Raw genomic sequence first — 25,820 nt, 5'->3', positions numbered from 1 at the left:
ACCCTCTCCCTCTTGTTAGAAAGCGAGCGCAGCATAGCAGGCACTCCGGTGGGCTCAGCGGTGGCGCCGGCCTTGCGCCCCGCTTGAAGAGCACCCCCTCGATATACTTCCCACCATGACGCAAGCTCCCACATTTGACGCCGCGCGCGCGGTCTCCGCTGCACGCAAGGCGCTGGCCATCGAGGCGCAAGCCCTGAGCGATCTTGGCCCCCGCCTGGGCGACGCCTTTGCGCAAGCGGTGCAAGCGGTCTTGAACTGCAGCGGCCGGGTCGCGGTGATGGGCATGGGCAAGAGCGGCCATGTGGGGCGCAAGATCGTGGCCACCCTGGCGTCGACCGGCACCCCGGCTTTGTTTGTGCATCCGGGTGAAGCCAGCCATGGCGATCTGGGCATGGTGACCTCCAAGGACGTGGTGCTGGCGCTGTCGAACTCGGGCGAGAGCGATGAATTGAACGTCGTGCTGCCGGTGCTCAAGCGCTTGGGCGTCACCATCGTGGCGATGACAGGCCGTGCTGAATCGAGCCTGGCCCGTCATGCCACCATCGTGCTGGACAGCGCCGTGGCCGAGGAAGCCTGCCCCTTGAATCTGGCGCCCACCGCCAGCACCACCGCACAGATGGCGCTGGGTGATGCGCTGGCCGTGGCCCTGCTGGATGCGCGCGGCTTCAAGCCCGAAGACTTTGCGCGCTCCCACCCCGGCGGTGCCCTGGGCCGCAAGCTGCTGACCCATGTGCGCGATTTGATGCGCGCCGGTGATGATTTGCCTCGCGTGGAGGCCGACACGCCCTTCACCGAGATGATGCGCGAGATGTCGGCCAAGGCGCTGGGTGTGGCCATCGTGGTCGATGCCCAGGACCGGGTTGCCGGTATCTTCACCGATGGTGATTTGCGCCGTCTGGTCGAGCGGGGTCAGGACTTGCGCAGCCTCAGCGCGGCCGATGTGGCCTCAAAGAATCCGCGGACCGTCTCGGCCGATGCGCTGGCGGTTGATGCGGCCGACTTGATGGAAGCCGCCCGCATCACCGTAGTCTTGGTGGTCGATGCCGAGCGGCATTTGCTCGGCGCCATCACCATCAATGATTTGATGCGCGCAAAGGTCATTTGATGATGAGCATTCAAACGGCTTTGAGATTTGCGCCCGAGGTTTTGCTGCTGGCGCAAGGCGGTGCCTTGGGCCTGAAGGCGGCTATTTTTGATGTGGACGGCGTGCTGACCGATGGCCGCATCTACATCGGTGAGCAGGGCGAGAGCTTCAAGGCTTTCTCGACGCTCGACGGCCATGGTTTGAAGCTGTTGGACCAGGGCGGTATCACGCCCATCATCATCACCGGGCGAGACTCGCCCGCGGTGCGGCGCCGGGTGGCCGATCTGGGCCTGCGTCATGCGGTCTATGGCGCCAAAGACAAGTACGCTGTGGCCCAGCCCTTGTTGGACCAGTTGGGCCTGCAATGGTCCGAGGTGGCGGCGATGGGCGACGATTGGCCCGATCTGCCCCTGATGACCCGCGCCGGTTTTGCCTGTGCGCCGGCTCAGGCGCATGCCGAGGTCAAGGCGGTGGCGCACTACATCACCCAGGCGGCCGGCGGCCATGGCGCGGCGCGTGAGTGCTGTGACCTGATGCTGCAGGCTTGCGGTCGTTACGCCGCGCTCTTGAACGGCCATCTCGATACGCTCGACGGAGGCGTTCGCTGATGCCGAAACGGGCGCCGCTTGCGCCGCCCTTGCCCGCCTCGGGCGGCCGCCCGGTGCAGCCCTGGGTGTGGCACTTGCAGTCGGCGCTGTTCGCCTATCTGCCGCTGTTGTGCATGGCCTTGTTGGCCGCCGGAACTTGGTGGTTGGTGAAGAACTCGCCCAAACCGGAAGGCGAGGCTGAAGTGCGGGTGCCGCGCCACGAGCCTGACTATCACATGAGCGGCTTTGACCTGCAGCGCATTGGCAGCGATGGGCAGATGCGTGCCTATATCGCTGGCAGCGAGCTGCGCCACTATCCCGACACCGACACCTTGGAGATCGAGGGCATTCGTCTGCGCAGCTATGGCAGCGATGGCGGCTTGATCGTGGCCACGGCCAATCGAGCCATCAGCAATGGCGATGCCAGTGAAATCCAATTGCTGGGTGACGTTCATGTGCAGCGTTATGAGATGAATGCCTCGGGCGGCGGCTTGCAGTCGGCGCCTAAGCTGGAGGTGCGCGGTGATTTTCTGCAAGCCTTTGCGAACACCGAGATCTTGCGCTCGCATTTGCCGGTGCGGCTCAGCCATGCGGGGGGAGAAATGCAGGTGCAGAACTTTGAGTTCAATCGTCTGACGGCTCAGCTCACTTTTAGCGGCCGCAGCCAAGCGCGCTTTGATCCTCCGCCGGCCAGCAAGGGGGCTCGGCCATGAGTGGCCTGGTTTTCCTAACGGGCGCTTCTAGCGGCATCGGCCAGGCCCTGGCGCTGCAGTACTACCGCGCCGGCTGGCGCTTGGCCTTGGTGGCGAGACGCCCGGCCGAGTTGCAGACTTGGGCCGAAGCCGAGGGCTTGAGCGCCGATCGTTACCGCGTCTACGCGGCCGATGTCAGTGATATGGAGCAGATCACGGCGGCCGGGCGTGAGTGCATGGCCGCACAAGGCCTGCCCGAGGTGGTGATCGCCAACGCCGGCATCAGCATCGGCATCGACAGCGCGATTCGCGAAGACCTAGACGTGATGCAGCGCGTGTACGCCACCAACAATCTGGGCATGGCGGCGACCTTCCAGCCCTTCATCACGCCGATGCAGACGCGCGGCAGCGGCGCCTTGGTGGGCATCGCCAGTGTGGCCGGCATTCGCGGCCTACCGGGCCACGCCGCTTATTGCTCCAGCAAGGCGGCGGTGATCAGCTATTGCGAGAGCCTGCGCGGCGAATGCCGACCATACGGCGTCAAAGTGGTGACGATTGCGCCGGGTTATATCGACACGCCCTTGACCCGTGAGAACCGCTATCGCATGCCTTTCTTGATGCGCCCGCAGGACTTTGCCGAGCGGGCTTTTCAGGCCATCACGGCCGGCGTTAGCTTCCGCGTCATCCCCTGGCAGATGGGCGTGGTGGCCAGGCTTTTGCGCTTGCTGCCGAATGCATTGTTTGATCGGCTCTTGGTCGGGCGCCCGCGCAAGCATAGGCAAAGCCAGTAAGACGCGGGGCGCTTGGATGCGCGCCCCGGCTTGGGCTACACTGCGGCCGCGAAACTCGCCGACCGCTGCTGCGTCGGCCAAGGAGGTCAACATGATCAAGGTACTTCACCCCTGCTAAGGGCCAGCTTCGATGGCCGAACCGCGCGTTCGTGCATCGAATGGTCTCTTTTGGCCCCTATGGCCTCTGTGGCCCCCCTGTTGCTTTGTGCCTTGAAGGCGCGGGCGCATCGGGCTTGATGGTTTGATCAGCACACCCCGTCCCCTCGTGTTTGTGCAAGCGAGCGTGGAGGGGCTGCCTGCCTCCTTTTTTGCTCTCATGAAATCGATTGTTTTTGCTCTGGCCCTGGCTTGGGGCTGTTGGCTGCCTTGCGAGGCGCAGGCCGGCATCGAGGCTTTGCGCCTGAAACCGGGCGAAGTTTTGCCGCAAGTCGACGGCAAGCTCGATGAAGCGGTCTGGCAGCGCGCGCCGCTGTTTGACCAGTTCGTACAGTTCCTGCCTGAAGACAAGCGCCCCGCACCGATGCGCACCACGGTGCAGGTCTTGGTGCTGGACGATGCGCTGGTGTTCGGCATCCGCGCTTATGACCCGGCGCCGGAGTTGATCCGCGCGCCCTTGTCACGGCGCGACAAGGTCCGGCGTGATCAGGACTTTGTTTCGGTGGTGCTGGACCCGGTGGGCCAGCGGCGCTCGGCGCAGTTTGTGCGTATCAGCGCGGCCGGTGTGCTGGCGGATGGCGTGTTCAGCGCCGACGACGACAGCGAGGACTTTGCGCCTGACTTCGATCTGCAGGCCGCCGTGCAAAGATTGCCCGACGGCTACAGCGTCGAACTGCGCTGGCCCTTGGCGGCCTTGCGCTTTCCCTATGCCGATGGCGTGCCCTGGCGTTTGATGGTGACGCGCAGCATGCCGCGTGAGGCCAGCACCCTGGTGGTAAGCGCGCCTTTGACCAAGGAGGCGCTCAGCTTCATTGCTGAGTTGCAGCCCTTGGAGGGGCTGGGTGGTTTGGTGGAACAGGTGCGTGAGCGTTCGTTCTTGAGCCTGCGTCCTGAGTTGACCTTTCGCAGCGAGCGCGAGTCGGATCCAGCGGGTTCAAGCCGCAAGCGCGAGCTCTCCCTGGGGCTGGAGATGAAGTGGCGGCCACGTGCCGATTGGGTGATCGATGCGACGCTGAATCCGGACTTCTCTCAAGTGGAGCTGGACACACCTCAGCTGGCCGGCAACACCCGCTTCGCACTCAGCGTGCAAGAGAAGCGTGCCTTCTTCTTGGAAAGCACCGATGTGGTCGGGCAAAGCCAATCGGAGCAGAACGAGCAGCAGCAAAGCCTGGCGGCTTTTTACTCGCGTGCCATCACCGACCCCGACTGGGGTTTGCGGGCGACTTGGCGTGGCGCCGAGGCCGAGGCGACCTTGCTGAGCTTGCGTGATGTGGGCGGTGGCCAGATTCGACGGCCGAGTGCCTATGCGACGCAAAGCTATGCGCAGCAGGGGCGCTCCCAAGCCAGCTTTGCGCGTGGCCGTATGCAGCTCAACGTGGGTGAGCAAGCTTTGGGCTTGGCCTTGCTGGCCTCGCAACGCGACTATGGTCGCGACGGCATCAATCAAGTCATCGGCAGCGACTTTGCGCTGCCTGTGGGCAGTAGTGATTTGCTGCGTGGACATGTGTTGGCCTCCAGTACCACGGCAGGCTTTGATGCAAACGGCCAGGCTCAGCGGATTCAGGCGGAGTCCGGTCACAAGTTCTGGTTGGAATGGCGCCACCGTACCGAGGACTGGAACAACACCGCCCAGCTTGAAGAGGTGGCGCCGCGCTTTGCCAATGACAACGGCTTTGTCAGCCAGTCAGGGTTTCGGCGGATCGGTATGAATGTGCACCGCAGGCTGCCCTCCCAGAGCTTGGCGCCGCTGGGCGAATGGTCTCGTTTTCAGGCGCATGAGCTGGAGTTGCAGCTTCATATGACGCAGTCGCAGACGCTGGCGGATGCGCCCTTGGGCGTGCTGGGCGGCGAGCTGATCGAGCGTCAAGTCCATCCAGGTTTTTGGTTAGCAGCGGCCCGCAATAGCGGTGCTTGGGGCTATTTGGGTCTGGACCAACAGCGCGCCAAGACTGGCGGGCGCTTGCATGCGCCGCGCACCTTGAACCTGGGCCTTGAGTCCAATCCAAACGCCTGGTTGACCTTCGTTTCTGCCGAGTTGAGTTGGGGCCAGCGGCTGGATGTGGAGGCGGACAGGCTGGGGCGTGGCGCCAGCTTGCTGTTGCAGGCCAAGCTGCGCAGCCCCTTGCTGTTGGGCTGGTGGCTGGAGCTGGAGCAGCAACTGGGGCAGAGTTATGTGGACCGGCCCGGTGGCGGCCGCAGCTTCACCGAGCGCAATGCGCAGACCCTGGCGGTCTTGCATCTCAGCGCGCAGGACTCGCTGCGTGCCATTGCCCAAGGTACTTGGTATCAGCGCCATGAGGAGCCGAGCTTGCTGGGCGCTGAGGACAGCTCGAGCCACTTGTCGCTGGTGTTTCAGCACCGCATCGGCTTGTCTCGGATGCTGAGTCTGGGCTTGGTTTCGGCGCGTGAGCGGCCAGCCGATCGCCGCAATACCGAGTTGTTCGCCAAGCTCAGCCTGGCCTTCCAGCCTTGAGCCTCGAACTGAGGCGCGCATGAAAAAAGGCGCCCGAGGGCGCCTTTTTATCGCTGTGCGAGGGAGGGCTGATTAATAGCCGCCGCCACCCGAACGGCCGCCGCCGCCGAAGCCGCCGCCACCGGAACGGCCACCGCCGCCACCGTAGCCGCCGCCACCGGAACGGCCACCACCAGCGCCGCCGCCGTAACCGCCGCCGCCACCACCGTAGCCGCCACCACCACCGCCGCCGCCGCCGTAGCCGCCGCCACCCGAACGGCCGCCGCCGAAGCCGCCGCCACCCGAACGGCCACCGCCGCCGAAGCCGCCTGGACGCTCTTCACGAGGACGAGCCTCGTTCACCACGATGGCGCGACCGTCGAGGTCTTGGCCGTTCATGCCGTTGATGGCTGTCTGTGCTTCCGCATCAGAGCCCATTTCCACAAAGCCGAAGCCCTTGGAACGGCCAGTGTCACGGTCCATCATGACCTTTGCAGAGGTCACTTGACCGAATTGCGAGAACGCTTCATGCAGCGATTCGTCGCGCACGCTATAGGCAAGATTGCCGACGTAAAGCTTGTTTCCCATGGGGAAGCCCTTTCAAATACCAAAAAAACCATGTGGAGCTTCAACCCATCCTGAACCATTCAAGCGAAGGTGCGGCTTCCATACACAGGTAAACGATTATGGGCGATGGGTCTAGCCTCGCCCACCGCAAGGGGGATAAATGTTGTTTTTTAGCAGATAGAAAAAACCCTAGCGCTCCAAACGTGCGATAGGCGTCCGCGGCGGCGCGCAAATGGCCGGTGAGGCTTGAATTTGCCCTGGAAATTCGCCAACTGCCGCTGGCTATGATGGCCGCCATGGCCCACAAACTCTCTCTTCACGCGCTCAATCGCGTGCTCGCCAGCCTGGATGCGCCGCGCAACGGCCAGGCTTTGTATGCACTGCTCAGTGCTTTTTGTCTGGCGGGTCTGATGCTGGCTTCGGCCGAGTCGGCCTTGGCCAAAGGCGACAGCACCTGGGGTGTGATCTGGGTCGCTGCAGGTTTGGTGCTGGCCTTCCTGGGTGTGAATACCACCGGCCTGCTCCTGATGGATCAAGCGCGCGGGCGTCCGGTGCGCGACCTGGTCGATGCGTTTTATGACTCTCTGCGCGTCGCGCCGCGAGTGCTGCTGTGCGTGGCGGCTGTGTTGTCGGCAGGCTTGCTGGTCTTGGGCGTTTTGTTGGGCCTGCTCTGGGCCGTCAAGCTGCCCTGGATCGGCGCGCCTTTGTTTGCGGTCTTGGTGCCGATCGGTGTGATCTTGCTGGGGGTGATTGCTTTCGGCATTGCCTTGCTGGTTGGGCCTTTGACGGGGCCGTCCCTCTGGGCGGGGCAGACGGTCAAGAGCACGCTGCGCCTGCTCTGGCAGCAATGGCGCTACGGGCCCTTGGAAGCCGCGGGCTTGATGGCGGCGGTTTTCTTGGTCACCGGCTTGGTCAGCGCGGCCGTCAGCTTCGTCGTGCTCAGCGGCGGTCGGGTGATGGCTTTTCTGATGGTCTGGGCGGTGGGCATCGATGTGCCGGCCCAGCAATTGATGGCGGGTTTGTTCGGCTACGGCCTGCGCAGCCTGGGTGCGGCCGGTGCGCCGGTGGCGGCCACACCGCTGGGCATGGCGGCCTTGGTGGGCGGCGGTGTGGTCTTTGCTGTGGCCCTGGTTTTGCCCACGCTGGTCTATCTGCGCGCTTGCTGCGCCGTCTTTCTGGCCTTGCAGGATGCCGTGTCTGAAGACGCGGCGCTTTGATGAAGACAGGCCCCAGCGACTTGCGCATCGCCAGCTTGGTGCCCAGCATCACCGAGTTATTGCTGGCCTTGGGCTTGGGGCCTTATCTGGTGGCGCGCACCGGCTTTTGCATCCACCCGGCTGCAGAAGTGGCGGCGATTCCCAAGGTGGGCGGCACTAAAGATGTGAATCTTGCCAAGCTGCGGCGCCTGGCGCCCAGCCATGTGATCGTCAATGTGGACGAAAACCGGCGCGAGACTTTTGAGGCCTTGCGCGAGTTTGTGCCCGAGGTCTTGGTCACGCATCCGCAGTCGCCGGAAGACAACCTCGCCTTGCTGGCGCATATGAAAGAGGCTTTTGCCTCGGTGGCTGGCGTGGCGCAGCGCTGTGAGCAATTGAGTGCTGAGTTGAACGCGGCCTTGCAAGCCTGTCGTGCGACCAACTGGCCGGCGCAGCGCGTGCTGTACCTGATTTGGCGCGAGCCTTGGATGACCGTGGCGCGCGACACCTATATCGCCCGCATGTTGGCCGAAGTCGGCTGGCAAAGCTGGCCGGAAACTTGGGGCGGCGAATCGGGTGCGGCACGTTATCCAATACTGCGTGGCGATGAAGCCTGGCTGGCTCAGATCGACCGGGTGCTGCTCAGCTCCGAACCTTATCGCTTCGAGGCGCAGCACCTGCCGGTGGCGCAGGCTTTGTGCCCGCAGGCCAAGGTTGAATTGGTGGATGGTGAGTTGCTCAGCTGGTACGGCCCACGCGCGGCGCGGGGTTTGGACTATTTGCGTGCGCTGGCCGTGACGACTTCAGCCTCAAGCTAGTAGCAACCCGAGCGACGCGGCAGCCTCGTCACCGCACAATGGCGGGCATGGACATCTACAAGCCTCTGGTCGCCCTGCTCGCCATCGTCAACCCGGTGGGAGTCGTGCCTTTTTTCATTCACTTCACCAGCGGACTGTCGCGGGCTGAGCGCAAGCACACGATACGGGTGAGCGCCTTCACAGCCTTTGTGGTCATCGCGGTCAGCTCCATTCTGGGTTTGAAGGTGATTGAATTCTTTGGCATCTCGCTGGCCTCCTTCCAGGTGGGCGGCGGCACGCTGCTGCTGATCAGCTCCATCCAGATGCTGAACGCCCAACCGGCCGAGTCCCGCAAGGAAGATTTGTCCGAGGGCGTCGACAAAGCCAGCGCCGGCGCCAGCATCGCGGTGGTGCCGTTGACCATCCCGCTGCTGACCGGCCCGGCCACCATCTCGACCATGGTGATTTACGCCGACAAGACCCGCCACTGGTGGGAGTTGGCCGTGCTGGTGGGCTATGGCGTGGTGGTGGGCCTGGTGACTTTTGCGGTGTTTTCCATGGCCGGGCGCATCGCCCGCGCGCTGGGCCAGACCGGCATCAACATCATGACCCGCTTGATGGGCTTGATCCTGGCGGCGCTGGCGGTGGAATTGTTGGCAGACGGCTTGATCAAACTCTTCCCGGTGCTGGCTTCGCACATCGGCAACTGAACCCGTGTTCGATTTCATCATCGTCGGTGCCGGCACGGCGGGTTGCCTGTTGGCGAACCGCTTGTCGGCCGACCCGAGCAAGCGGGTGCTTTTGCTGGAAGCCGGCGGGCGTGATGACTATCTGTGGATTCATGTGCCGGTGGGCTATTTGCATTGCATCGGCAACCCGCGCACCGACTGGATGTTTCAGACCGAGGCCGAAGCCGGCTTAAACGGCCGCCAGCTCCGTTACCCACGCGGCAAGGTTTTGGGCGGATGCTCCAGCATCAACGGCATGATCTATATGCGCGGCCAATCGCGCGACTACGACCAGTGGGCTGAGGCAACATCTGACCCCGCCTGGCGCTGGGACGAGTGCCTGCCCTTCTTCAAGCAGCATGAGAACCACTGGCGCTTGGATGCGCCCGGCGCTGCGTCTGAGGCTTTCCGTGCCACGCATGGCCATGGCGGCGAATGGCGGGTAGAGCGCCAGCGCCTGCGCTGGGAGGTGCTGGACGCCTTTGCCCGCGCCGCTGAGCAGGCCGGCATTCCGGCCACTGATGACTTCAACGCCGGCAGCAACGAGGGCGTGGGCTACTTTGAGGTCAATCAGCGCCGCGGCTGGCGCTGGAACACGGCCAAGGCTTTTCTGCGCCCCCTTTGCTATGGGCGGCCTAACTTTGAGCTCTGGACCGGTGCGACCGTGCGGCGCCTCTTGCTCGCGCGTGAGGACGGCCACTTGCGCTGCACGGGCGCCGAGGTCCATACGCCTCGAGGCCTAGAAAAAGTTCAGCTCAATCCGGGGGGCGAGTTGCTCTTGGCCGCCGGAGCCATTGGCTCGCCGCAGATCTTGCAGCTCTCAGGTCTAGGGCCGGCGCCGCTCTTGCAAAGCCATGGCATCGAGCTTCAGCAAGCTTTGCCGGGCGTGGGCGCTAACCTTCAAGATCATCTGCAGATCCGCAGCGTCTTCAAGGTACAAGGCACGCCGACCTTGAACACCCGTGCGGCCAGTCTCTGGGGCAAAGCGCTGATTGGCTTGGAATATGCGCTCAAGCGCAGCGGCCCGATGAGCATGGCGCCTTCGCAGCTGGGTGCCTTCACGCGCAGCAGCCCGGACAAAACCTGGCCTGATCTCGAATACCACGTGCAGCCGTTGTCTTTGGACGCCTTCGGCGAGCCCTTGCACGCCTTCAACGCCATCACGGCCAGTGTTTGCAATCTGAACCCCAGCAGCCGTGGCAGCGTGCAGATTCGCTCCGCCGACCCCGCACAAGCGCCGCTGATCGCGCCCAACTACCTCAGCACCGAGGCAGACCTGCAAGTGGCCGCTGCCAGCCTGCGCCTGACCCGGCAGATCGTCGCGCAGCCGGCCCTGGCGGCCTTTCAGCCGCAGGAATACAAACCCGGCCTGCAGTTCCAAAGCGAGACGGACTTGCGGCGTCTCGCCGGCGATATCGCCACCACCATCTTCCATCCGGTCGGGACCTGCAAGATGGGCCGGGAGACGGATGAAATGGCGGTGGTTGACAGCCGCTTGCGGGTGCGCGGCGTGGTCGGTTTGCGCGTTGTGGACGCCAGCGTCATGCCGACCATCACCAGCGGCAACACCAATTCGCCAACGCTGATGATTGCGGAAAAGGCGGCCGCCTGGATTCGGGCCGAGTCCAACTAACTCAGCTTGAAAGCGTGCACCACCTCGGCGAGCTTGACGGCTTGCTCTTTGACGCTTTCGGCCGAAGCGGCGGACTGCTCCACCAGGGCCGCGTTCTGCTGGGTCATTTGATCGAGTTGGGCCACCGAGGCGTTGACATTGCCGATGCCGTCGGACTGCTCATGTGCCGCGCGCGAGATTTCTTCGATGATGTCGGAGACATGCTGCACGCTGCTCACGATCTCGTTCATCGTCAAGCCGGCGTCGGCTACCAGGCGCGAGCCGCCCTCGACCTTCTCGACCGAGGCATTGATCATGGTTTTGATCTCGCGGGCCGCCAAGGCGCTGCGCTGGGCCAAAGAGCGCACTTCGCTGGCGACGACGGCAAAACCACGCCCTTGCTCACCCGCCCGGGCGGCTTCGACGGCAGCGTTCAAGGCCAGGATATTGGTTTGAAAGGCAATGCTGTCGATCACGCCGATGATGTCGCCGATCTTTCGGGAGCTGGTGTTGATGTCTTCCATCGTTGAGACCACTTGCGCCACCACCGCACCGCCGCGCGCCGCGACCTGCGCCGCCGATGAAGCCAGACGATTCGCCTCGCGGGCCGACTCGGCCGCCTGCTTGACGCCCGCTGTTAGCTGCTCCATCGAGGACGCAGCCTCTTCCAGATTGGCCGCGGTTTGCTCGGTGCGCAGGCTCAGGTCTTGATTGCCGGTGGCGATTTCGGTGCTGGCATGACGGATCGAGTCGGAAGCGCTCATCACGGTGCGCATCGAGTTACCCAATTGTTCGCTCATGGCGCCGAGCGAGCGCACCAAATCACCGACCTCATCCTGACGCTCGCTGTGGGCCGCGATGGCCAGATTGCCGCCCGCCACTTGCGCGGCGATGCCGGCTGCGCGCGCCAGCTCTTGGGCCACATTGCGCAACATCATCCAAGACAAGCCCACCGCAGCGCTGGCGCACACCAGGGCCACAGCAGCCATCAGCCAGCTCAGCTGCTCCGAGCGGCGATCCGCGGCGCTTACCGATTCGGCCGAGCCTGCTTCCACATGCTTGACCATGTCGCGCATGGTTTCGGTCACGGTGGCAAAGGTGCTATCTGCACTTTGCATGGCCGCGATGCCGGTGTTGGGATCGACCGAAGACAGATCGATGGCCTCGTCGGCCTGCTTCTGATACTTGGCCATGCCCTGCTTGAGCGCGTTCAGCGAGGTGGTGATTTGGCTGTCGTTCGCATCGGCGCTTCGGGCTTGCCCCAGTTTGGCGGCGACTTGTTGAACGCTGTCGAGTTGGCGTACCAGATCGGACCGAAAGGTCTTGACCTGGGCATCGTCCAGCGAGGCAATCAAGGACACGGTGCGATACACACCGGTGTGGATTTGTGCCAGCCGCTCTTGCGCGCTGGACAGGGTTCGATAGTCGTTCAGCTGGGCATCCAACGTGGCCCGGTTGGCCTCGGTGGCGCGGCTTTGAATCCAGCCATTGACTTGGCCGGCGGTGAACACGACCAGCGCGGTCAAAGCCGGGGCGGCGACAAGCTTGTAAGCAAGTTTCATGCGTCTCTCCCTGAGTGCGGACGTCTTTGGCCCGCTAGAAACTCACTTGTAGATGCCGCCGCAGATGGCCATGTCCTCGTATTTTTCGCAATACATGCGCTTCGGTTCGATCTTCTTGTTTTCGGGGTTGGTGAACTTGTAGTCCTGCCAGAAGCTGCCTTTGCTGGCAGCCATTTCCACACGCTCTTTGACGAAGGCCTTGCCGTCCACATCCTTGAGGTCGATCAAGTTCTTGCCGACCATCTTGATATTGGCGCCATGGGCACGCACCGTGCCGTCGAGGCCGTAGGCTACCAAGTACAGGTCTTGAAAGATGAACTGCCCGGCTTTGTTGGAGATCTCGGCGTAGCCTTTGTCCTTGCCATTGGCCTTCATGAAGGCCACGCCTTTTTTGACCATGGCCACTGCCTGTTCTTCAGTGGCGCCGCCTTCGGCAGCCCGCGCGTTCAAGGCCGTGATACCGCTCAAGGCCAGTGCTAGGGCCAGGGTCAAGCCAGTCTTTTTGTTCATCTCAATTCCTTTGTAGGTCTAAAGGGGGCCTCGCGGAGCAGGCGCCTGCGCGACTGAGGGAAAGAAACGCCAAGTGCTGATGAAACAGCACCTTAGCGTTTTTCGGCCCCCATGCCTACAAATTGAGGTGAAAAATCCGTAGCCGGATCAGGCAGCTTTGGTGACAGCCGGGAAGCGCTGCTCCAGATAGGCCAGCAGGGTGCGGATGGTCTGAGCCTCGCCACCCACCGGACGGCCAGGGCGGGCGCTGTCGTTCCAGGCGAACAGGTCGATGTGCAGCCAGTCCTGGTGTTCGGGCACAAAGTATTCGAGGAACAAGGCCGCCGTGATGGCGCCGCCCAGGGCCGTGCGGCCGGTGTTGACGATGTCGCCAATCGAGCTGGCGATGTTCTCTTTGTACGGCGCCCACAGCGGCATATGCCACATCGGGTCGTCCAGCTTCAGCCCCAAGTCCATCAGATCGCGGGCGGTGTCAAAGTGCTTGCTGAACAGGGCCGGCAGATGCGCGCCCAAGGCTACGCGAGCGGCACCGGTCAGCGTGGCCAGGTCGATGATCAGGGCCGGCTTGCCCTCAGAGGCATAGGCCAAGGCATCGCTGAGCACCACGCGGCCTTCGGCATCGGTATTGCCGATTTCGATGTGCAGGCCCTTGCGGGTCTTGATCACATCGCCGGGGCGGTAGGCGTTCCCCGAGATAGCGTTTTCAACCGCCGGAATCAGCACTTGCAAGCGCACCGGCAGCTTGAAAGCCATGACCAGCGCGGCCAGGCCCAGGGCATTGGCGGCGCCGCCCATGTCTTTCTTCATTTGGCGCATGCCTTCGGCGCCCTTGATGTCGAGGCCACCGGTGTCGAAGCAGACACCCTTGCCGACGATGCTCAGCAGCGGCGCGTCGGCCTTGCCCCAATTCAGCTCGATCAGGCGCGGCGCACGTGTGGAGGCGCGGCCCACCGCATGGATGGCCGGGAAGTTCTGTTTCAGCAGATCGTCGCCGACGATTTGTTTGAAGCGCGCGCCATGTTGTTTGGCAATCAGCTGAGCGGCTTTGGCCAGTTCTTCCGGGCCCATATGTTCGGCCGGCGTGTTGACAAGGTCGCGAGTGGCGCACATGGCGGTGGCGAAGGCCAGCCCGCGCTGTGCGTCACCGCTTGCAGGCAGCAGCAACTCGGCCGGCGCGCGGCGGCGCGCTTTGTACAAATCGAACTGATAGGCGCCGAGTTCCCAGGACAGGGCCGCTTGTTCATGCTGCAGCTGCAGTCCGTCGTCGCTCAGGTGATAGCGCCCCTCAGGCAAGGCTTGCGGCAGGGCCGACAAGGCAAAGGGATCGGCCGCATGGGCCACGCCCGCAAATACTTGGCCGAGCTTGCCGTCCGGGCCGGGGATCAGTGCATGGCTGTCCGGCGCGCCGTTGAAGCCCAAGGTGGCCAGCCAATGGCGGGTCGGTGTAGGCAAGTTGGCCGCGAGGGCCGAAAAGCTGTTCCGGTCCACCACGGTGATGGCGATGCTGTCTTTGGAAGCGGCGTTCTTGAGTTGAACTGTCATGGCGCGTTGGTCTCGCTGGCGGCTTTTGTGAAGCCGCAATTGTCCACGCTGGCGCGCCAAACCTTCAGCAGCTGCTTTGCAATCTCACCAGCAGGGCCTGGGCCGAGGGGTTGGCTGGGCTCATGGGCGCCTCAACCGCCGAGCTGATCATGCGCTGCGCGGTGCTCAGCTGCGGTGTCACCGGCCCAATGAAGCGCAGCTGCTCGCCCACGCCGATCAGCAGGGTCGGAAAGGTCTCCACCTCCAGCTCGCCGACCAGTTCTTCGTCGTCTTCAATATCGACCCAGATGAAGCGGTAATCAGGAAACTGCGCCCGCAGGTCCGCCATCACCTCATGGTAGGCGTCACAAGTGCGGCACCAAGCCGCACACAAGCAGGCCACCAGGGTGGTGTGCGCGTGGCGCTGGTGGGCGTCGGTCGGAATGCTCATGCTGCCAAGCATAGCCACGAAGCGCGGTCCTTCGCCGCTGCTCGTTGCAAACAGGCGACGCGGCTCGGTGATGCTGGCCTTTGCAACTTCTTTATGGCGGGCGGTCAGAGCTAGCAGTTTGCTGAGCTTCGCCGGTGAGCGGGTGCCAAGCGCCGTCGGGGGCGTAATTCCGCTCCTGTCTGGTCCAGCGGACCAGCCCTTCGCTAGGCTCAAGCCGTCCTCAGGACGCCTTGAGTCCGAGCTCAGTCCCCCGCCCCGGGCTTGCGCCCGGGTCTCCTCCTTTACCTCGCGGTTCAGAGCGCCCAGCCGTCCTGCTCCCGCAGGATTGGTCGTTGCGCAAGAACAGTCGCCGAGGGCGGCGGGGGTACGGTGAAGCGAAGTAAAGGGGGAGGCTCTGGCGCAGCCAGAGCCGGAGGACATGAGCGGAACCGTGCCCCCGATGGCTTCGGCAAGAGGAACATTAAAGACCGCAAACGGCAGGCCGCAGCGACAAGCAAGTGGACCCATCTCCATGAAAAAAGTTTGCTGCCTTGTCAACCGGGCTGAAACAGCCTGCGTTGTCACTGCAAACGGAGCGGGATTGTTGGAATCTCCCCGTCGTAGTAACCGAGGCCAGATACAGCCATGAAAACGCAGCAGCATTCTTCCGAACCCCAGCCCCGTCGCATGCCTTGCCCCGAGTGGCAGGCCGACAACAAGGGTCGTAAGCACGAAGCTTTTGAGGCCGGCAATTTCGGCAGCGACCGCCGCAGCTTGGCTCGCGCCATCCGCTTCGACCGCAAGCGTTGATGTTTTTGCACCTTAGTGGTGCATCCTTGGAGCCGCTGCCGCAAGCTAAGCGCTTGCCAGCGGCGCCAAGAGCAGATCTAAGTCTTGTGCGCTGAACTTGCTGGCATCCGCCGCGTCACTGCCCAAAACTCCTTCCGCCAGCGCCAGTTTGCGCGCTTGCAACTCCAGCATCCGTTCCTCGATGCTGCCGGCCACCACCAGTTTGTAGACAAACACAGGCTTGTCCTGGCCGATGCGGTGCGCCCGCGCGCTGGCTTGGGCCTCCACGGCCGGGTTCCACCAGGGGTCGACATGGATCACCGTGTCGGCCGCCGTCAGGTTCAAGCCCACCCCACCCGCCTTCAGGCTGATCAGCATCAAAGGCAGTTCCTGCGCTTGGAAGCGTCGCACGATCTCCGCCCGCGCCGCCACCGGCGTGGCGCCGCTGAGCGTCAGCCAGGGCAGACCCAGGCGCTGCAACTCATCCTCGATCAGCCCCAGCATCTCGGTGAACTGCGAAAACACCAGCACCCGCCGCCCCTCGGCGAGCAGTTCGGGCAGCATTTCGCGTAACAGCTCCAGCTTGGCGCGTTCCATTTCCGGCGGTAGATCCATGCCTTTGAGCAGACCGGGGTCGCAACAGACCTGACGCAGCTTCAGCAAGGCGTCCAAAACCGAAACCTGCGCCCCGCCAAAGCCGCGTCGTTCCAGTACGCGGCGTACCTGTTTGTCGGCCGCGACCCGCACACTTTCGTAGAGATCGCGTTGCTGGCCATAGAGCTGCACCCGTCGCGTCACGGTGCTGAGGGCCGGCAACTCGGTCGCCACCTCCTCCTTGCGCCGCCGCAGGATGAAGGGCCGCACCCGCTGCTGCAGCAACTGGGCGCGCAGCGTCTCGCCGTTCTCCTCAATCGGTTTGCGCCAGAGCCTGGCGAAGCTGCGTGCGTCGCCTAAAAAGCCCGGCATCAAAAAGTCGAATTGCGCCCACAGCTCGCCAAGATGGTTTTCCAGCGGCGTGCCGGTCAGGCAGAGGCGATGACGGGCGTGCAGCTTGCGCACCGCGGCGGCAGCGCGGCTGCCGGCGTTCTTGACTGTTTGGGCTTCGTCCAGGATCAAGAGATGCCAAGGCTGTGCCGTCAAGACGGCCGCATCGCGCCACAGCAGTGGATAAGTGCTCAGCACCAGGTCGTAGCGGGCCAGTTGCGAAAAATGCTGCGCGCGATCGGGCCCCTGCAGCACCAAGACCCGCAAATCCGGCGCAATGCGTTGGGCCTCGGCCTGCCAGTTGAACAGCAGCGAGGTGGGCAAGATCGCCAGCGCCGGTCGGTCGAGCCGGCCGGCTTGTTTCTCCAGCAGCAGATGGGCCAGCGCCTGAGCGGTTTTGCCCAGGCCCATATCGTCGGCCAAGATGCCGGCCAAGCCCTGCTCGCGCAGGTATTGCAGCCAAGCCAAACCACCCAGCTGATAGGGCCGCAGCGTCAGGCCCAGGCCCGCGGGCTGCGCTTGCGCCCGCGGTGAGCCGGCGGCGCGCAGGCGCTGGGCCATCAGGCGTAGGTCGGCGTCGCCCTGGATTTGCCAGCCGGCGCGGGTGTCCAGACTATCAAAGCGGCAAACATCCCAGTCACTCAGCGGCAGCGGGCCCTCGCGGCGCTTCGGGTCGCTGAGCAGATCGACCATGGCCGCCACGATGGGCTTGAGCGTGGCCGCCGGGGCTTCGATGCGGCGCCCGCCGGGTGCGTGCAGCATGATGATGGCCGCATCGTCGATGGCGGCGATGGCCTCCGCGTCCAGCCAGCGGCCATCGCGGCGCAGCAGATCGGCAATCATGGGCGCCAAGTCCAGTGACTCGCCCTCGATCTCCACCCCCAAGGTCACCAGCCAAGAGCCTTCGCGCGCCGGCAGGCTCAGGCGTTGGATCTGGATGCGCCAGGCCTCGGCCGCCACCGGACGGTGGGCAAAACCGGCTTGCGCCACCACGGCCCAGCCTTGGGCTTCCAGCTCCGGCACGCGCTGCAGCCAGAACTCGGCAAAGAAGTCCTCTTGCAAGAGCGTCCAGGGCTGCTCCAGCCCGGCGCCCAAGTGAGGGGCTCGCCATTGCAGCAAATCAGGGTCCAGCGGCAAGAGGCCCGAGCTCCAGAGCTGGTCGCGTGCCTCGGCCTCGGCAGGCAGGTCGCGGGCCAGCAGGCGCGTGCCCAGCGCCTGCGTCAAGGGAGGGCGGCTGTTCAGGAGCGTGCGTGGAGCCGGGGTGGTCCAGCAAATGCCGCTGGCATCGGCGTAGGTCCAGTCAAGCAGGGCGATGGTGACGGCATCGCCGCGCGGTCCCAACTTGCCCCCAGGCGCCAAACCCAGCAGTCCGTCGCCCCGGCTCAGAGTGCGCAGGGTCAAGCGAGGGCGAAAGCGCAAGGCTTCCCCCTTTTGCGCTGGGGCTGGCGTGGCTTCGGGTAAAGCTGCGGGCGCCGGCGCGGCGTCGTCCAGCAAGAGGTCCATCAGTTTTGCGGCATCGGCCTCGGGCAAGCGAGGCAGCGCCTTCAATTCCTCGCGCCCGGCCTTGCGGCGCAAGGCCTCGGCCCAGCGCTGCAAGGTATGGGCGCGCAGCGGCGCATCGGCCTCGGTCTGCAGCTTGAGCATGACGGCAGCGGCATGCTCGCAAAAACGCCGGGTGCGGCAACTGCACAACGCGCTGTAATGCGGCAGGCCATCACTGCCGGTCAGGCCTTGCAGCGCCAATTCGAACAGCTGTTCGCCACTGCCCTGCACCCGGGCGCTGGCGCCATGGGCGTCTGCTTGCAGGTCTTGGATGCGGCCCTGCAGCAAGCGGCCGCGTTGCAGGCGGTGCTTGTCAAACAGCCTTGACAAGACGTCCTCGGTGGGCGGCCAAATGCGCGGCTGGGTTGACGGTGCGGTTTCAACGGACATGGTCCGCATTGTCTGGTCAGTTCAGCGGCGTCGAGTCATGCTTTGCTGGCAGACTGCGAGGCATGAGACTTGTTTTGATTGGACGCTGGACCCTGGGGCTGGGCTTGGCCCTGCTGCTGGCGCTGGCCGCCTGCCTGGCCTTGAGCCTGCAGCGTGCACCCTTGGTGGCAATGGCGGCTGAGCTGGCGCCGGCCGATGTCCAGCAGGCCAAGGACTTTGCGCGGCGCAACGATCCTCGCAAGCTGGAGGGCGGCGAGCAGCGCATTTTGAACATCAGCGAAAAGGATTTGAATCTCTTGATCGGCCAGGCGGCCCGTGTTTACGGCCGCGGCGCGCTGCAGATGAAACTGAGCCCCGGTCTGGCGCAGGTGCAGGCCAGTCTGGCCGTACCGCAGCTGAGTGTCTGGCTCAATGTTCAGGCGGATCTGGCGGAGGGTCAGGGCCTGCCAAGCTTCAAGCGGCTGCAGGTCGGGCATTTGCCTTTGCCAGCCTGGCTCGCCAATCGAGCCCTGCGGCATGGCCTGGAGGTTTTGCCCGCCAGCTTTGAGTTGCAACTTCCGGTGGACATGGTGGAGCACATCGGTTTCAGCGCTGAACTGATGCATGTGCGTTATCGCTGGCAAAAAGACAGCATGGCGCGGGTGCTTTCTTCCCTCTGGCCGGCGGGCGAGCAGCAGCGCGCTCAAGCCTATCAAGACCATTTGGCACGCTGGGTGCAGACTTTGCCGGCGGGGCAAGCGGTGTCGCTCGCGACCTTGATGCCTCCGATGTTCACCCTGGCGCAGCAGCGCAGTGCGGGCCAAGGCACCCAGGCCGCGGCGGAGAACCGCGCCGCCGTGCTGACCCTGGCGTTGTACGCCGTCGGCGAGAGCTGGGCGCGGGTCATGCCAGCCGCTCAAAACTGGATTCGGCCTATGCCATTGCAAGTGACCTTGAATGGTCGCGACGATTTCGCGCTGCACTTCTTGGTCTCTGCGGCGCTGGCGCTAGAAGGGGGCGGGCCGCTGGCCGATGCAATCGGCGTCTACAAGGAGTTGTCGGATTCACGCGGTGGCAGCGGATTCAGTTTCAACGACATCGCTGCCGATCGTGCCGGCACCCGTTTTGGTCTGTTTGCGGAGACGGCGCCAGAGCGTTTGCAAGCGTTGATGAGCCAAGGCCAGCCGGAAGCGGCCTTCATGCCCAATGTCGCTGATTTGCCCGAGTTCTTGAGTGAGCGCGAGTTCTTGAAGCGTTATGGCGGCGTCGACGGGCCTGCTTACCGGCAGATGATGCGAGACATCGAGTCGCGCCTGGACGCCTTGTCGCTCCGGCCCTGAGCGGCTACGAAAGCGCCGAACCCCCTGAATGCGTGGGCTCCTGGAGCCTCAGGCGCGGTTTTGCCCCCCCGAGACCGGGGTCCCGACACCCCCCTAGTTCAAGGTGACGGGGCGAAAATTGCAGCGACGATTTGCGAACGCAGCAGGAGCCCCTTCCCATCATGATCAGCACCCGACGAGCTTGGGCTTTGTGTTCTGGCATCTTGCTTTACCTGGCCGCCTGGATCTTGGCTTGGCTTTTGGCCGAAGTGAGGTTGCCGACCGAGGTGTTTCCGCACGCACTGGTCAGCCGTGGCAGCACGCAGGCAGTGATGGGCGAGGCCGGCTTGATCGCGAGCCTGCTGCTGGGGCTGGCCTTGTTGTGGAGTTATCTGACCGTGCGTTCGCCTAAGCGTGGGCGCCGTCCGACGGTGGCCTGGTTCTTCTTAGGCCTCGGCCTGGCTTGGTTTGTTTGTCTGCTTTGGGGCGTGTACAAACTGTCTGAGCAACAGAGCTCGGTGGAGATGCCCTTGCCGGTCTTGTTGTTCGCGGCCAATCAGCCACCCTTGTGGGGGCTGCTGAATACGGTGGCCTTGTTGCTGGGCGTGGCTTTGGCTGCATTCATGGCCTCCTCGCACTATCGCAAGCTGGGCGGCGGGACGATTCGCCCTGCAAACAGCCGTGCCATGATTCAGGCCCATGAGCCCCGTCTTGAAGAATCCTTCAGAAACGAAGACCGCAGCGACGACCACAGCGAAGACAGCGGCTGGGCTGACACGCGCCCAATGTCTGAAATGCCAGAGGCCGCTCAGGGCTTGCATTTGCGCCTGGGTCCGACCGGTCGATAACCGGGTCGAGCTCTTGGTGCTCCAGCATCCACTGGAGCAGCATCACAGCAAGGGCACGGTGCGGCTTTTGCAACTGTCCTTGCATCGTTGCCAAGTTTGGGTGGGCGAACAGTTCGAGCCGGAGCATTTAGCGCGGCTCTTGGCTGTGCCGGAGGTTGGCGGCGGCACTTGCTTGCTCTATCCGCCGGATGCGCAAGCCGATGATGCGCCAGCCTTGTTTGCGCCTGCTGAGGCGGGCGGCCTGCTCTGCACCCGTTTGGTCCTGTTGGACGCCACCTGGCGCAAGAGCCGCAAGATGCTGCATCTGAACCCCTTGTTGCGGCAGCTGCCGCGCCTCTCGCTCAGCCCGACGGCGCCCTCGCGCTACGCCATTCGCAAAGCGCAGTTGCCGGGTCAGCTGTCCACGCTTGAAGCGGCCGTGATGGCCTTGCAGCAGGTAGAAGGACCCTCCCCGCAGTTGGATGAACTGCTCACCGGCTTCGAGGGCTTTGTGGCTCAGCAAGCACTGAAATCTGCGGCCTGCTGAGCGTTTCAGCCTCAGCCTTGGGTGGCCAAGGCTCGCGCAATGCGGTGGCGCGCCACCGTGGTCTTGGGCACTTTGAAGGGGAACCAAGTGCGCACGTCTTCTTCCAGGCCGATGCCGTGCATGTAGTTGTAGATGGCCTTCTTCAGGGCCAGGCCGAGCCGGTCATGATCCACCCCGGTCGGGTCGATGAAACCGACATCGTTCTTGGCAAAGCTGACCGGTGGCAGCGGCCGTAGCGTCACGCCGTAGGCCTCGGGCTCGCGTCCCACCGGTGAATGCACGGTGCAGGCGAAGCGGTGGAAAAAGCCGCTCTGGATGCAGCCCTGCTCGAACAACTGGCGTACATATTCGAGCGCATCGACGGTGTCTTGCACCGTTTGGGTCGGGAAGCCATACATCAAGTAGGCATGCACCAGAATGCCTGAGTCGGTGAAGGCCTTGGTGACGCGAGCCACCTGCTCGACTGAGACGCCCTTCTTCATCAGATTCAGCAAACGATCGGAGGCAACTTCCAAGCCGCCGGAGATGGCGATGCAGCCGCTGTCCGCCAGCTGCTGGCAAAGCTCGGGGCTGAAGGACTTTTCGAAGCGGATATTGCCCCACCAGCTGATGCTGGTTTGGCGCGCTTGCAACTCGGCGGCCAGGGCCTTCAAGGCTTTGGGCGGGGCGGCTTCGTCGACGAAATGAAAACCGGTCTGGCCGGTTTCGGCCACGATGGCTTCGATGCGGTCCACCAGCGTGGCGGCGGAGGCGCCTTCGTAGCGAGAGATGTAGTCCAGCGAGACATCGCAAAAGCTGCACTTCTTCCAGTAACAGCCATGCGCTACGGTCAGCTTGTTCCAGCGCCCGTCCGACCAAAGCCGGTTCATCGGGTTCAGCATGTCCAGCAACGACAGGTAGCGGTCCAGCGGCAGGCCGTCCCAGGTGGGCGTGCCTACTTCGGCAAAGGCAATGTCGGGCTCGACGAAGTTGATGTAACGCACCTGGCCTTCTTCGCGCACAAAGCTGCGCACCAGGCGCTGGCGTGAGCGCTTGCCCTGCATGTGTTCCAGCAAGGCCAAGAGCGGGCGCTCGCCGGCGTCCAGGGTCAGGTAGTCGAAGTAGTCAAACACGCGCGGCTCGCTGAGCTCGCGCAACTCGGTGTTGACGAAGCCGCCGCCCAGGGCGATGACGATATCAGGGTGGGCCGCTTTGACCGCCTGAGCGATACGGAAGGCGGCGTAGACGGCACCGGGGAAGGGCACCGACACCAGCAAGAGCTGCGGCTGATGCTTGGCGACCGCCGCCAAAGTCAGCTCGCGCAGGGTTTCATCGACCAGGTTCAGCGGCGCTGCCAGTGCCTCGGCCAGCGGCTCAAAAGTCGGCTGGCTGGTGGACAAAGACTCGGCATAGCGCACGAACTCGAAGCGCGGGTCGACCGCATCGCGCAGCACATCGGCCAAATCGTTCAGGTACAGCGTGGCGAGGTGGCGGGCCCGATCTTGCAGACCCAGCGCGCCAAAGGCCCAGGCCAGCGGATCGCCGCCGTCTTCGTCGATATAGACATCGAGCGACTCAAAGCGCTTGCCCTCAGGCAGGAAGTTGCGGCCGCAGATGCGCTGCGCCAGCGTCGAATCGCCGCCCTGCAAAAAGGTGATGACGGGCTTGATGGTGGCCAAATAGCGCTCGTACAAGGCCTCGAAGTTCTGCACCTGGGCCGAGCGTTGTTGGGGGGCTTGGGCTTCGATGCGGGCATGCAGGGCTTGTAGGCCCTCGCGGCTGAACAGGCGCAGCATCAGGGCCAGGGCCAGGTCTTCTTGCACCGCGTCCACCCCGCGTGAGCGCAAAAAACCGGTGATATAGGCCGTGGACGGGTAGGGCGTGTTCAGCTGGGTCATCGGCGGGATGACGGACAGCACGCGGAAAGCGGGAGTTTGGGGGGACATGAGCGGCGCCTGGAGGGGCTTGCATTTTGCCAGGGCGCGCCGCTTTCAGTCTGGCGCCGGTTTCAAGGGCTTTCGCTGAGCGTGCATTGCAGGCTGTTGTTGTTCGGGCAGGGGCCGCGCCAGCGCAACTGGGTGGCGGTGGCTGGCGGCAAGGGCGCGCTGAGGGTTTGCAGCTCGGCCCGTTTGATTTGGAAGTTGGCCAGGCTGGTCCAAGTGGCCGTGGGGCCAGTGCGGAACTCCAGCGAGTAGTTGCTGTTGGGGCGCAAGGCGCGGGTCTTGATCAGGTATTGGCTGCCTTCCAGCGTGAAGCTGGCGTTGTCTTTGAAGGGCTGGGCCAGCGGCTCGCCGACAAACAGACCCTGGCCGGGCCATTGCACCGATTTCCAATAGGCCTCAAGAACGGTGTCGCCGCGGTAGTAGTGCTCGATCAAGACGCTGGCTTGCGAGAACTTCTGCAGATAGTTGCAGGGCTCTTCGACGGTGCCATAACTCGCAGTCGCACCTGCGTCCAGCCAATCGGTGGCAGGCATCTGTCCCCAACCCGAGGGCAGCACACCCGCGAAGGAAGTCAGGTGGTCGGCGACGGCGCCTGGCAAAAAGCTGTTGCTGCTCAAGCTCGGCACCACGGCCTTGCCGGTGAAATAGAACAGCACATCGGTCTTGCCGACGATGGCATCACTGGCGGCACCGGCCGAGTTGTCGATGTAGCTCAGTTGCAGGCGTCCGGCCCAGTTGGCGGGTAGGCCGGTGTAGTCGCCGTAACGGACGCTGCGGGCGGCATCGCTGGTGCGCAGCAAATAGCCGCTGCCACTGGGTTGGCTGGCATCGGCGCGTACACCGCGGTCGATCAAGCTGCGGGCGGCCTCAAGGGTACGCGCGCCCAACATCATGGAGGGGCGGAATTTGTGATCGGTCCAAGGTTTGTTCGACTCGGTGTCGTAATAGGGCGAAGGGCTGGTGCCGGAACAGCCACCGCAGTACTTGGCGTCATAGCCAAAGGCAAGGGCGCTGGTGATGCTCATGGTGCAGCTGCCGACCACGCGGGCCGGTGAAGCCCAGGTCAGCAAAGTGGCCTGCACGCCGGCCGGCAGCTTGGCGTCGACCTCGGCCTTCAGGGCCGTGAAATCGCTGGCTGCAATGGTCTCGGCGCTGGTGTTGAGCTTGACGCGAATGATGTTGGCTGCTGGTACGCCGCGGGCGGCTTGGTAGTAGGCGGCCATTGCCTCTGACAGCGCGTCGCCTTCTGCGACGATGATGCCCAGATCTTGTGCGCTCAGACCCGCGCGGGGCAGACTCAAACCAAAAGTGCTGGTGGCGCTGCCCACAGGTGTGGGGTTGGGCGTTGGTGTGCTGGCCGCCGGGCTACTGGCGCTTCCACCGCCGCCACCGCAAGCGCTCAAGGCCAGAAGGAAGGCGAGCAGCAAACTCTGGCCACCCAGCGAGCGCCGGGCAGGTCGGTACAGCTGTGAGCTCAGCCAGCGTGTTGCGGTAATCATGGCGGGAATTGTTCCCTGCGCGGGTTTTTGTCAAAGCACAAGATAGTCGATGCGGGTCGCGCTTTTCATCTCTCCTTCATGAACCAAAGTGACTTTTTGTTTCGCTGGGCTGGGTCTGCCTGGCAAGACAAGCCACAGAAGTTTGCAAAAATCCAACACTTGGTCCGAACGGCGTGTAGCAAAAAGACCCGAAATGATGCATCTGCGCGCCTTTTTTCAAATGCATACCAATATGAGCCAGTCATATAAGCTTATGAGAATTTTGCGATGTGAGTGCAAGCAAACATCCCCTAGTCGGTGCACGAACGCAGTAATAACCCCAAGTGTGTGCATGGGGCCGGCCCCCTACATTCCCCTCACTCGATGTGTCTGTGAGACGTTCAGCGTTCGCAGATGCTAGGGCGGCGAGAGGAGACAAACTCAGCCAAGCAGTACGAAGAAGAAAGTGACACTGTCACAATGGACGGGCACCCAAGATGACTTGGGTGCCCGTTTTTTTTACCCTGTGATCGTCCACCTTGCATGCTTGAAACCCTGATCGTTGCCCTGGCGTCCTTGTTGGCGGGTTTCATTGATGCAGTGGTGGGCGGAGGGGGCTTGGTCTTGGTGCCGGCCTTGTTCGGGGTTTTTCCACAAGCGGCACCGGCCACCTTGTTCGGCACGAACAAGGGCGCGTCGATCTGGGGAACCGCCTGGGCAACCGGTCAATATGCCCGGCGAGTGGAACTCAACTGGCGGGCTCTGTTGCCCGCGGCGGCCGTGGCCTTGCTGGGCAGCTTCGCCGGGGCCTGGACCGTCACTTTGGTTAACCCCAGCTTTTTGCGCCGCGCCTTGCCGGTGATTCTCTTGCTGGTCTTGATCTACACCTTGATGCGCAAGGACTTGGGCCGTCACCATGCGCCACGCTTCAGCGGGCGCCAAGAGACCTTGGCCGCCGGGGCGATTGGCTTGGTGATTGGCTTTTATGACGGATTCTTCGGGCCCGGCACCGGCAGCTTTTTCGTTTTCTTATTTGTGCGCTTGCTAGGCTATGACTTCTTGCATGCCTCGGCCACGTCCAAGTTGATGAATACAGCCACCAACTTCGCGGCGCTGACCTTGTTCGCATTCAAGGGCCATGTCTGGTGGCATTTGGCGGCGGTGATGGCGGTGACCAATGTGCTGGGTAGCTTGATCGGCACTCGGGTGGCCTTGGCGCGTGGCGCAGGCTTTGTGCGTGGCATGTTCATCACCGTGGTCAGTGCCTTGATTCTGAAAACCGCCTGGGACGCTTTTCTGCGCTGAGTGCGACGATTTTGTGCGTTGAAGCTTGCAGCTAGGGGTGAGTCGTCGCAGTG

The 25,820-nt window shown here is 63.5% G+C and carries 22 protein-coding genes; 14 read left to right on the top strand and 8 right to left on the bottom strand.

All coding sequences use genetic code 11. The annotated features are described in order from the left end of the window. The first annotated feature begins 115 nt into the window (after nt 1-115). The 5 genes from LNV06_RS17960 (at nt 116) to LNV06_RS17940 (ending at nt 5,783) form a co-directional block, all read left to right on the top strand. Nucleotides 116-1,105 (top strand): KpsF/GutQ family sugar-phosphate isomerase, encoded by a 990-nt coding sequence (locus tag LNV06_RS17960; protein ID WP_263539666.1) that lies wholly within the window; start codon nt 116-118, stop codon nt 1,103-1,105. Beyond that, nucleotides 1,105-1,692, top strand: coding sequence for a KdsC family phosphatase (locus tag LNV06_RS17955; protein ID WP_263539665.1), 588 nt, complete (start codon nt 1,105-1,107; stop codon nt 1,690-1,692). Before LNV06_RS17960 ends, LNV06_RS17955 begins: the two co-directional genes overlap by 1 nt. Continuing rightward, on the top strand, nt 1,692-2,384 hold the full coding sequence (gene lptC / locus LNV06_RS17950) for an LPS export ABC transporter periplasmic protein LptC (protein WP_263539664.1): 693 nt from the start codon (nt 1,692-1,694) through the stop codon (nt 2,382-2,384). Before LNV06_RS17955 ends, lptC begins: the two co-directional genes overlap by 1 nt. Further along, the gene (locus LNV06_RS17945; RefSeq protein ID WP_263539663.1) at nt 2,381-3,154 is read left to right on the top strand and encodes an SDR family oxidoreductase; all 774 of its coding nucleotides are present in this window, start codon (nt 2,381-2,383) and stop codon (nt 3,152-3,154) included. The genes lptC and LNV06_RS17945 overlap by 4 nt, the downstream gene beginning before the upstream one ends. A gap of 316 nt (nt 3,155-3,470) precedes the next feature. Then, entirely contained in the window at nt 3,471-5,783 is a 2,313-nt protein-coding gene (locus tag LNV06_RS17940; protein WP_263539662.1) for a carbohydrate binding family 9 domain-containing protein, read from the top strand. Nucleotides 5,784-5,855: 72 nt separating this feature from the next. Here the strand turns inward: LNV06_RS17940 and rbp are convergent, their stop codons facing one another. Beyond that, nucleotides 5,856-6,350 carry an RNA-binding regulator gene (gene rbp, locus LNV06_RS17935; RefSeq protein ID WP_263539661.1) on the bottom strand — a complete coding sequence of 165 codons (495 nt, stop codon included), beginning with the start codon at nt 6,348-6,350 and terminating at the stop codon, nt 5,856-5,858. 275 nt (nt 6,351-6,625) lie between these two features. Between rbp and LNV06_RS17930 the strand changes: the two genes are divergently transcribed. The 4 genes from LNV06_RS17930 to LNV06_RS17915 are packed head-to-tail and all read left to right on the top strand — an operon-like array spanning nt 6,626 to nt 10,683. Next, nucleotides 6,626-7,546 carry a hypothetical protein gene (locus LNV06_RS17930; RefSeq protein WP_263539660.1) on the top strand — a complete coding sequence of 307 codons (921 nt, stop codon included), beginning with the start codon at nt 6,626-6,628 and terminating at the stop codon, nt 7,544-7,546. After that, complete coding sequence (locus LNV06_RS17925; protein WP_263539659.1) at nt 7,546-8,343, top strand: helical backbone metal receptor; 798 nt, start codon at nt 7,546-7,548, stop codon at nt 8,341-8,343. Before LNV06_RS17930 ends, LNV06_RS17925 begins: the two co-directional genes overlap by 1 nt. A 47-nt stretch (nt 8,344-8,390) precedes the next feature. Continuing rightward, entirely contained in the window at nt 8,391-9,032 is a 642-nt protein-coding gene (locus LNV06_RS17920; RefSeq protein ID WP_263539658.1) for a MarC family protein, read from the top strand. A 4-nt stretch (nt 9,033-9,036) separates the two neighbouring features. Beyond that, on the top strand, nt 9,037-10,683 hold the full coding sequence (locus tag LNV06_RS17915) for a GMC family oxidoreductase (protein WP_263539657.1): 1,647 nt from the start codon (nt 9,037-9,039) through the stop codon (nt 10,681-10,683). Here the strand turns inward: LNV06_RS17915 and LNV06_RS17910 are convergent. From LNV06_RS17910 to LNV06_RS17895, 4 genes are all read right to left on the bottom strand, one after another. Further along, nucleotides 10,680-12,224 carry a methyl-accepting chemotaxis protein gene (locus LNV06_RS17910; RefSeq protein WP_263539656.1) on the bottom strand — a complete coding sequence of 515 codons (1,545 nt, stop codon included), beginning with the start codon at nt 12,222-12,224 and terminating at the stop codon, nt 10,680-10,682. The two genes, LNV06_RS17915 and LNV06_RS17910, sit on opposite strands and share 4 nt — an antisense overlap. A 42-nt stretch (nt 12,225-12,266) precedes the next feature. Beyond that, nucleotides 12,267-12,734 carry a cache domain-containing protein gene (locus tag LNV06_RS17905; RefSeq protein WP_263539655.1) on the bottom strand — a complete coding sequence of 156 codons (468 nt, stop codon included), beginning with the start codon at nt 12,732-12,734 and terminating at the stop codon, nt 12,267-12,269. A 147-nt stretch (nt 12,735-12,881) separates the two neighbouring features. After that, complete coding sequence (locus LNV06_RS17900) at nt 12,882-14,276, bottom strand: leucyl aminopeptidase family protein (protein WP_263539654.1); 1,395 nt, start codon at nt 14,274-14,276, stop codon at nt 12,882-12,884. Between the two features lie 64 nt (nt 14,277-14,340). Beyond that, nucleotides 14,341-14,706: a TlpA family protein disulfide reductase gene (locus LNV06_RS17895; RefSeq protein ID WP_263539653.1), complete on the bottom strand. Its 366-nt coding sequence runs from the start codon at nt 14,704-14,706 to the stop codon at nt 14,341-14,343. 624 nt (nt 14,707-15,330) lie between these two features. On the opposite strand from LNV06_RS17895, the gene LNV06_RS17890 reads away from it, so the two are divergent. Then, a complete protein-coding gene (locus tag LNV06_RS17890) occupies nt 15,331-15,495 on the top strand; it encodes a hypothetical protein (RefSeq protein WP_263539652.1) in 165 nt (54 codons plus the stop codon). Nucleotides 15,496-15,540: 45 nt separating this feature from the next. Here LNV06_RS17890 and LNV06_RS17885 read toward each other — a convergent pair whose 3' ends face one another. Next, the gene (locus LNV06_RS17885) at nt 15,541-18,390 is read right to left on the bottom strand and encodes a DEAD/DEAH box helicase (protein ID WP_263539651.1); all 2,850 of its coding nucleotides are present in this window, start codon (nt 18,388-18,390) and stop codon (nt 15,541-15,543) included. Between the two features lie 62 nt (nt 18,391-18,452). Here LNV06_RS17885 and LNV06_RS17880 point away from each other — a divergent pair, with 62 nt between their 5' ends. The 3 genes from LNV06_RS17880 to LNV06_RS17870 all read left to right on the top strand — a co-directional run bounded on the left by LNV06_RS17880 (nt 18,453) and on the right by LNV06_RS17870 (nt 21,062). Then, nucleotides 18,453-19,709 (top strand): YfiM family lipoprotein, encoded by a 1,257-nt coding sequence (locus LNV06_RS17880; RefSeq protein WP_263539650.1) that lies wholly within the window; start codon nt 18,453-18,455, stop codon nt 19,707-19,709. Nucleotides 19,710-19,870: 161 nt separating this feature from the next. Next, the gene (locus LNV06_RS17875; RefSeq protein WP_263539649.1) at nt 19,871-20,536 is read left to right on the top strand and encodes a hypothetical protein; all 666 of its coding nucleotides are present in this window, start codon (nt 19,871-19,873) and stop codon (nt 20,534-20,536) included. Beyond that, a complete protein-coding gene (locus tag LNV06_RS17870; protein ID WP_263539764.1) occupies nt 20,460-21,062 on the top strand; it encodes a tRNA-uridine aminocarboxypropyltransferase in 603 nt (200 codons plus the stop codon). Before LNV06_RS17875 ends, LNV06_RS17870 begins: the two co-directional genes overlap by 77 nt. Before the next feature lie 11 nt (nt 21,063-21,073). On the opposite strand, the gene LNV06_RS17865 is transcribed toward LNV06_RS17870, so the two are convergent. Then, a complete protein-coding gene (locus tag LNV06_RS17865) occupies nt 21,074-22,987 on the bottom strand; it encodes a B12-binding domain-containing radical SAM protein (RefSeq protein WP_263539648.1) in 1,914 nt (637 codons plus the stop codon). Nucleotides 22,988-23,049: 62 nt separating this feature from the next. Further along, on the bottom strand, nt 23,050-24,483 hold the full coding sequence (locus LNV06_RS17860; protein WP_263539647.1) for a TIGR03790 family protein: 1,434 nt from the start codon (nt 24,481-24,483) through the stop codon (nt 23,050-23,052). 522 nt (nt 24,484-25,005) lie between these two features. Between LNV06_RS17860 and LNV06_RS17855 the strand changes: the two genes are divergently transcribed. Then, nucleotides 25,006-25,767, top strand: coding sequence for a sulfite exporter TauE/SafE family protein (locus tag LNV06_RS17855; RefSeq protein WP_263539646.1), 762 nt, complete (start codon nt 25,006-25,008; stop codon nt 25,765-25,767). The last annotated feature ends 53 nt before the right edge of the window (nt 25,768-25,820 follow it).

It is taken from the genome of Paucibacter sp. Y2R2-4 (assembly GCF_025717535.1).
GTDB lineage: Bacteria > Pseudomonadota > Gammaproteobacteria > Burkholderiales > Burkholderiaceae_C > Paucibacter_A.
Note: the sequence above shows the minus strand (reverse complement) of the source record. Positions and strands in the feature narration are given on the sequence as shown.

What these genes read in the sequence shown, in the direction of transcription:
- LNV06_RS17860 (WP_263539647.1), bottom strand. Translation starts at nt 24,483, where the DNA reads ATGATTACCGCAACACGCTGGCTGAGCTCACAGCTGTACCGACCTGCC.
- LNV06_RS17880 (WP_263539650.1), top strand. Translation starts at nt 18,453, where the DNA reads ATGAGACTTGTTTTGATTGGACGCTGGACCCTGGGGCTGGGCTTGGCC.
- LNV06_RS17885 (WP_263539651.1), bottom strand. Translation starts at nt 18,390, where the DNA reads ATGTCCGTTGAAACCGCACCGTCAACCCAGCCGCGCATTTGGCCGCCC.
- LNV06_RS17940 (WP_263539662.1), top strand. Translation starts at nt 3,471, where the DNA reads ATGAAATCGATTGTTTTTGCTCTGGCCCTGGCTTGGGGCTGTTGGCTG.
- LNV06_RS17920 (WP_263539658.1), top strand. Translation starts at nt 8,391, where the DNA reads ATGGACATCTACAAGCCTCTGGTCGCCCTGCTCGCCATCGTCAACCCG.
- LNV06_RS17865 (WP_263539648.1), bottom strand. Translation starts at nt 22,987, where the DNA reads ATGTCCCCCCAAACTCCCGCTTTCCGCGTGCTGTCCGTCATCCCGCCG.
- LNV06_RS17930 (WP_263539660.1), top strand. Translation starts at nt 6,626, where the DNA reads ATGGCCCACAAACTCTCTCTTCACGCGCTCAATCGCGTGCTCGCCAGC.
- LNV06_RS17895 (WP_263539653.1), bottom strand. Translation starts at nt 14,706, where the DNA reads ATGAGCATTCCGACCGACGCCCACCAGCGCCACGCGCACACCACCCTG.
- LNV06_RS17905 (WP_263539655.1), bottom strand. Translation starts at nt 12,734, where the DNA reads ATGAACAAAAAGACTGGCTTGACCCTGGCCCTAGCACTGGCCTTGAGC.
- LNV06_RS17945 (WP_263539663.1), top strand. Translation starts at nt 2,381, where the DNA reads ATGAGTGGCCTGGTTTTCCTAACGGGCGCTTCTAGCGGCATCGGCCAG.
- LNV06_RS17900 (WP_263539654.1), bottom strand. Translation starts at nt 14,276, where the DNA reads ATGACAGTTCAACTCAAGAACGCCGCTTCCAAAGACAGCATCGCCATC.
- LNV06_RS17875 (WP_263539649.1), top strand. Translation starts at nt 19,871, where the DNA reads ATGATCAGCACCCGACGAGCTTGGGCTTTGTGTTCTGGCATCTTGCTT.
- lptC (WP_263539664.1), top strand. Translation starts at nt 1,692, where the DNA reads ATGCCGAAACGGGCGCCGCTTGCGCCGCCCTTGCCCGCCTCGGGCGGC.
- LNV06_RS17910 (WP_263539656.1), bottom strand. Translation starts at nt 12,224, where the DNA reads ATGAAACTTGCTTACAAGCTTGTCGCCGCCCCGGCTTTGACCGCGCTG.
- LNV06_RS17855 (WP_263539646.1), top strand. Translation starts at nt 25,006, where the DNA reads ATGCTTGAAACCCTGATCGTTGCCCTGGCGTCCTTGTTGGCGGGTTTC.
- LNV06_RS17955 (WP_263539665.1), top strand. Translation starts at nt 1,105, where the DNA reads ATGATGAGCATTCAAACGGCTTTGAGATTTGCGCCCGAGGTTTTGCTG.
- rbp (WP_263539661.1), bottom strand. Translation starts at nt 6,350, where the DNA reads ATGGGAAACAAGCTTTACGTCGGCAATCTTGCCTATAGCGTGCGCGAC.
- LNV06_RS17890 (WP_263539652.1), top strand. Translation starts at nt 15,331, where the DNA reads ATGAAAACGCAGCAGCATTCTTCCGAACCCCAGCCCCGTCGCATGCCT.
- LNV06_RS17960 (WP_263539666.1), top strand. Translation starts at nt 116, where the DNA reads ATGACGCAAGCTCCCACATTTGACGCCGCGCGCGCGGTCTCCGCTGCA.
- LNV06_RS17925 (WP_263539659.1), top strand. Translation starts at nt 7,546, where the DNA reads ATGAAGACAGGCCCCAGCGACTTGCGCATCGCCAGCTTGGTGCCCAGC.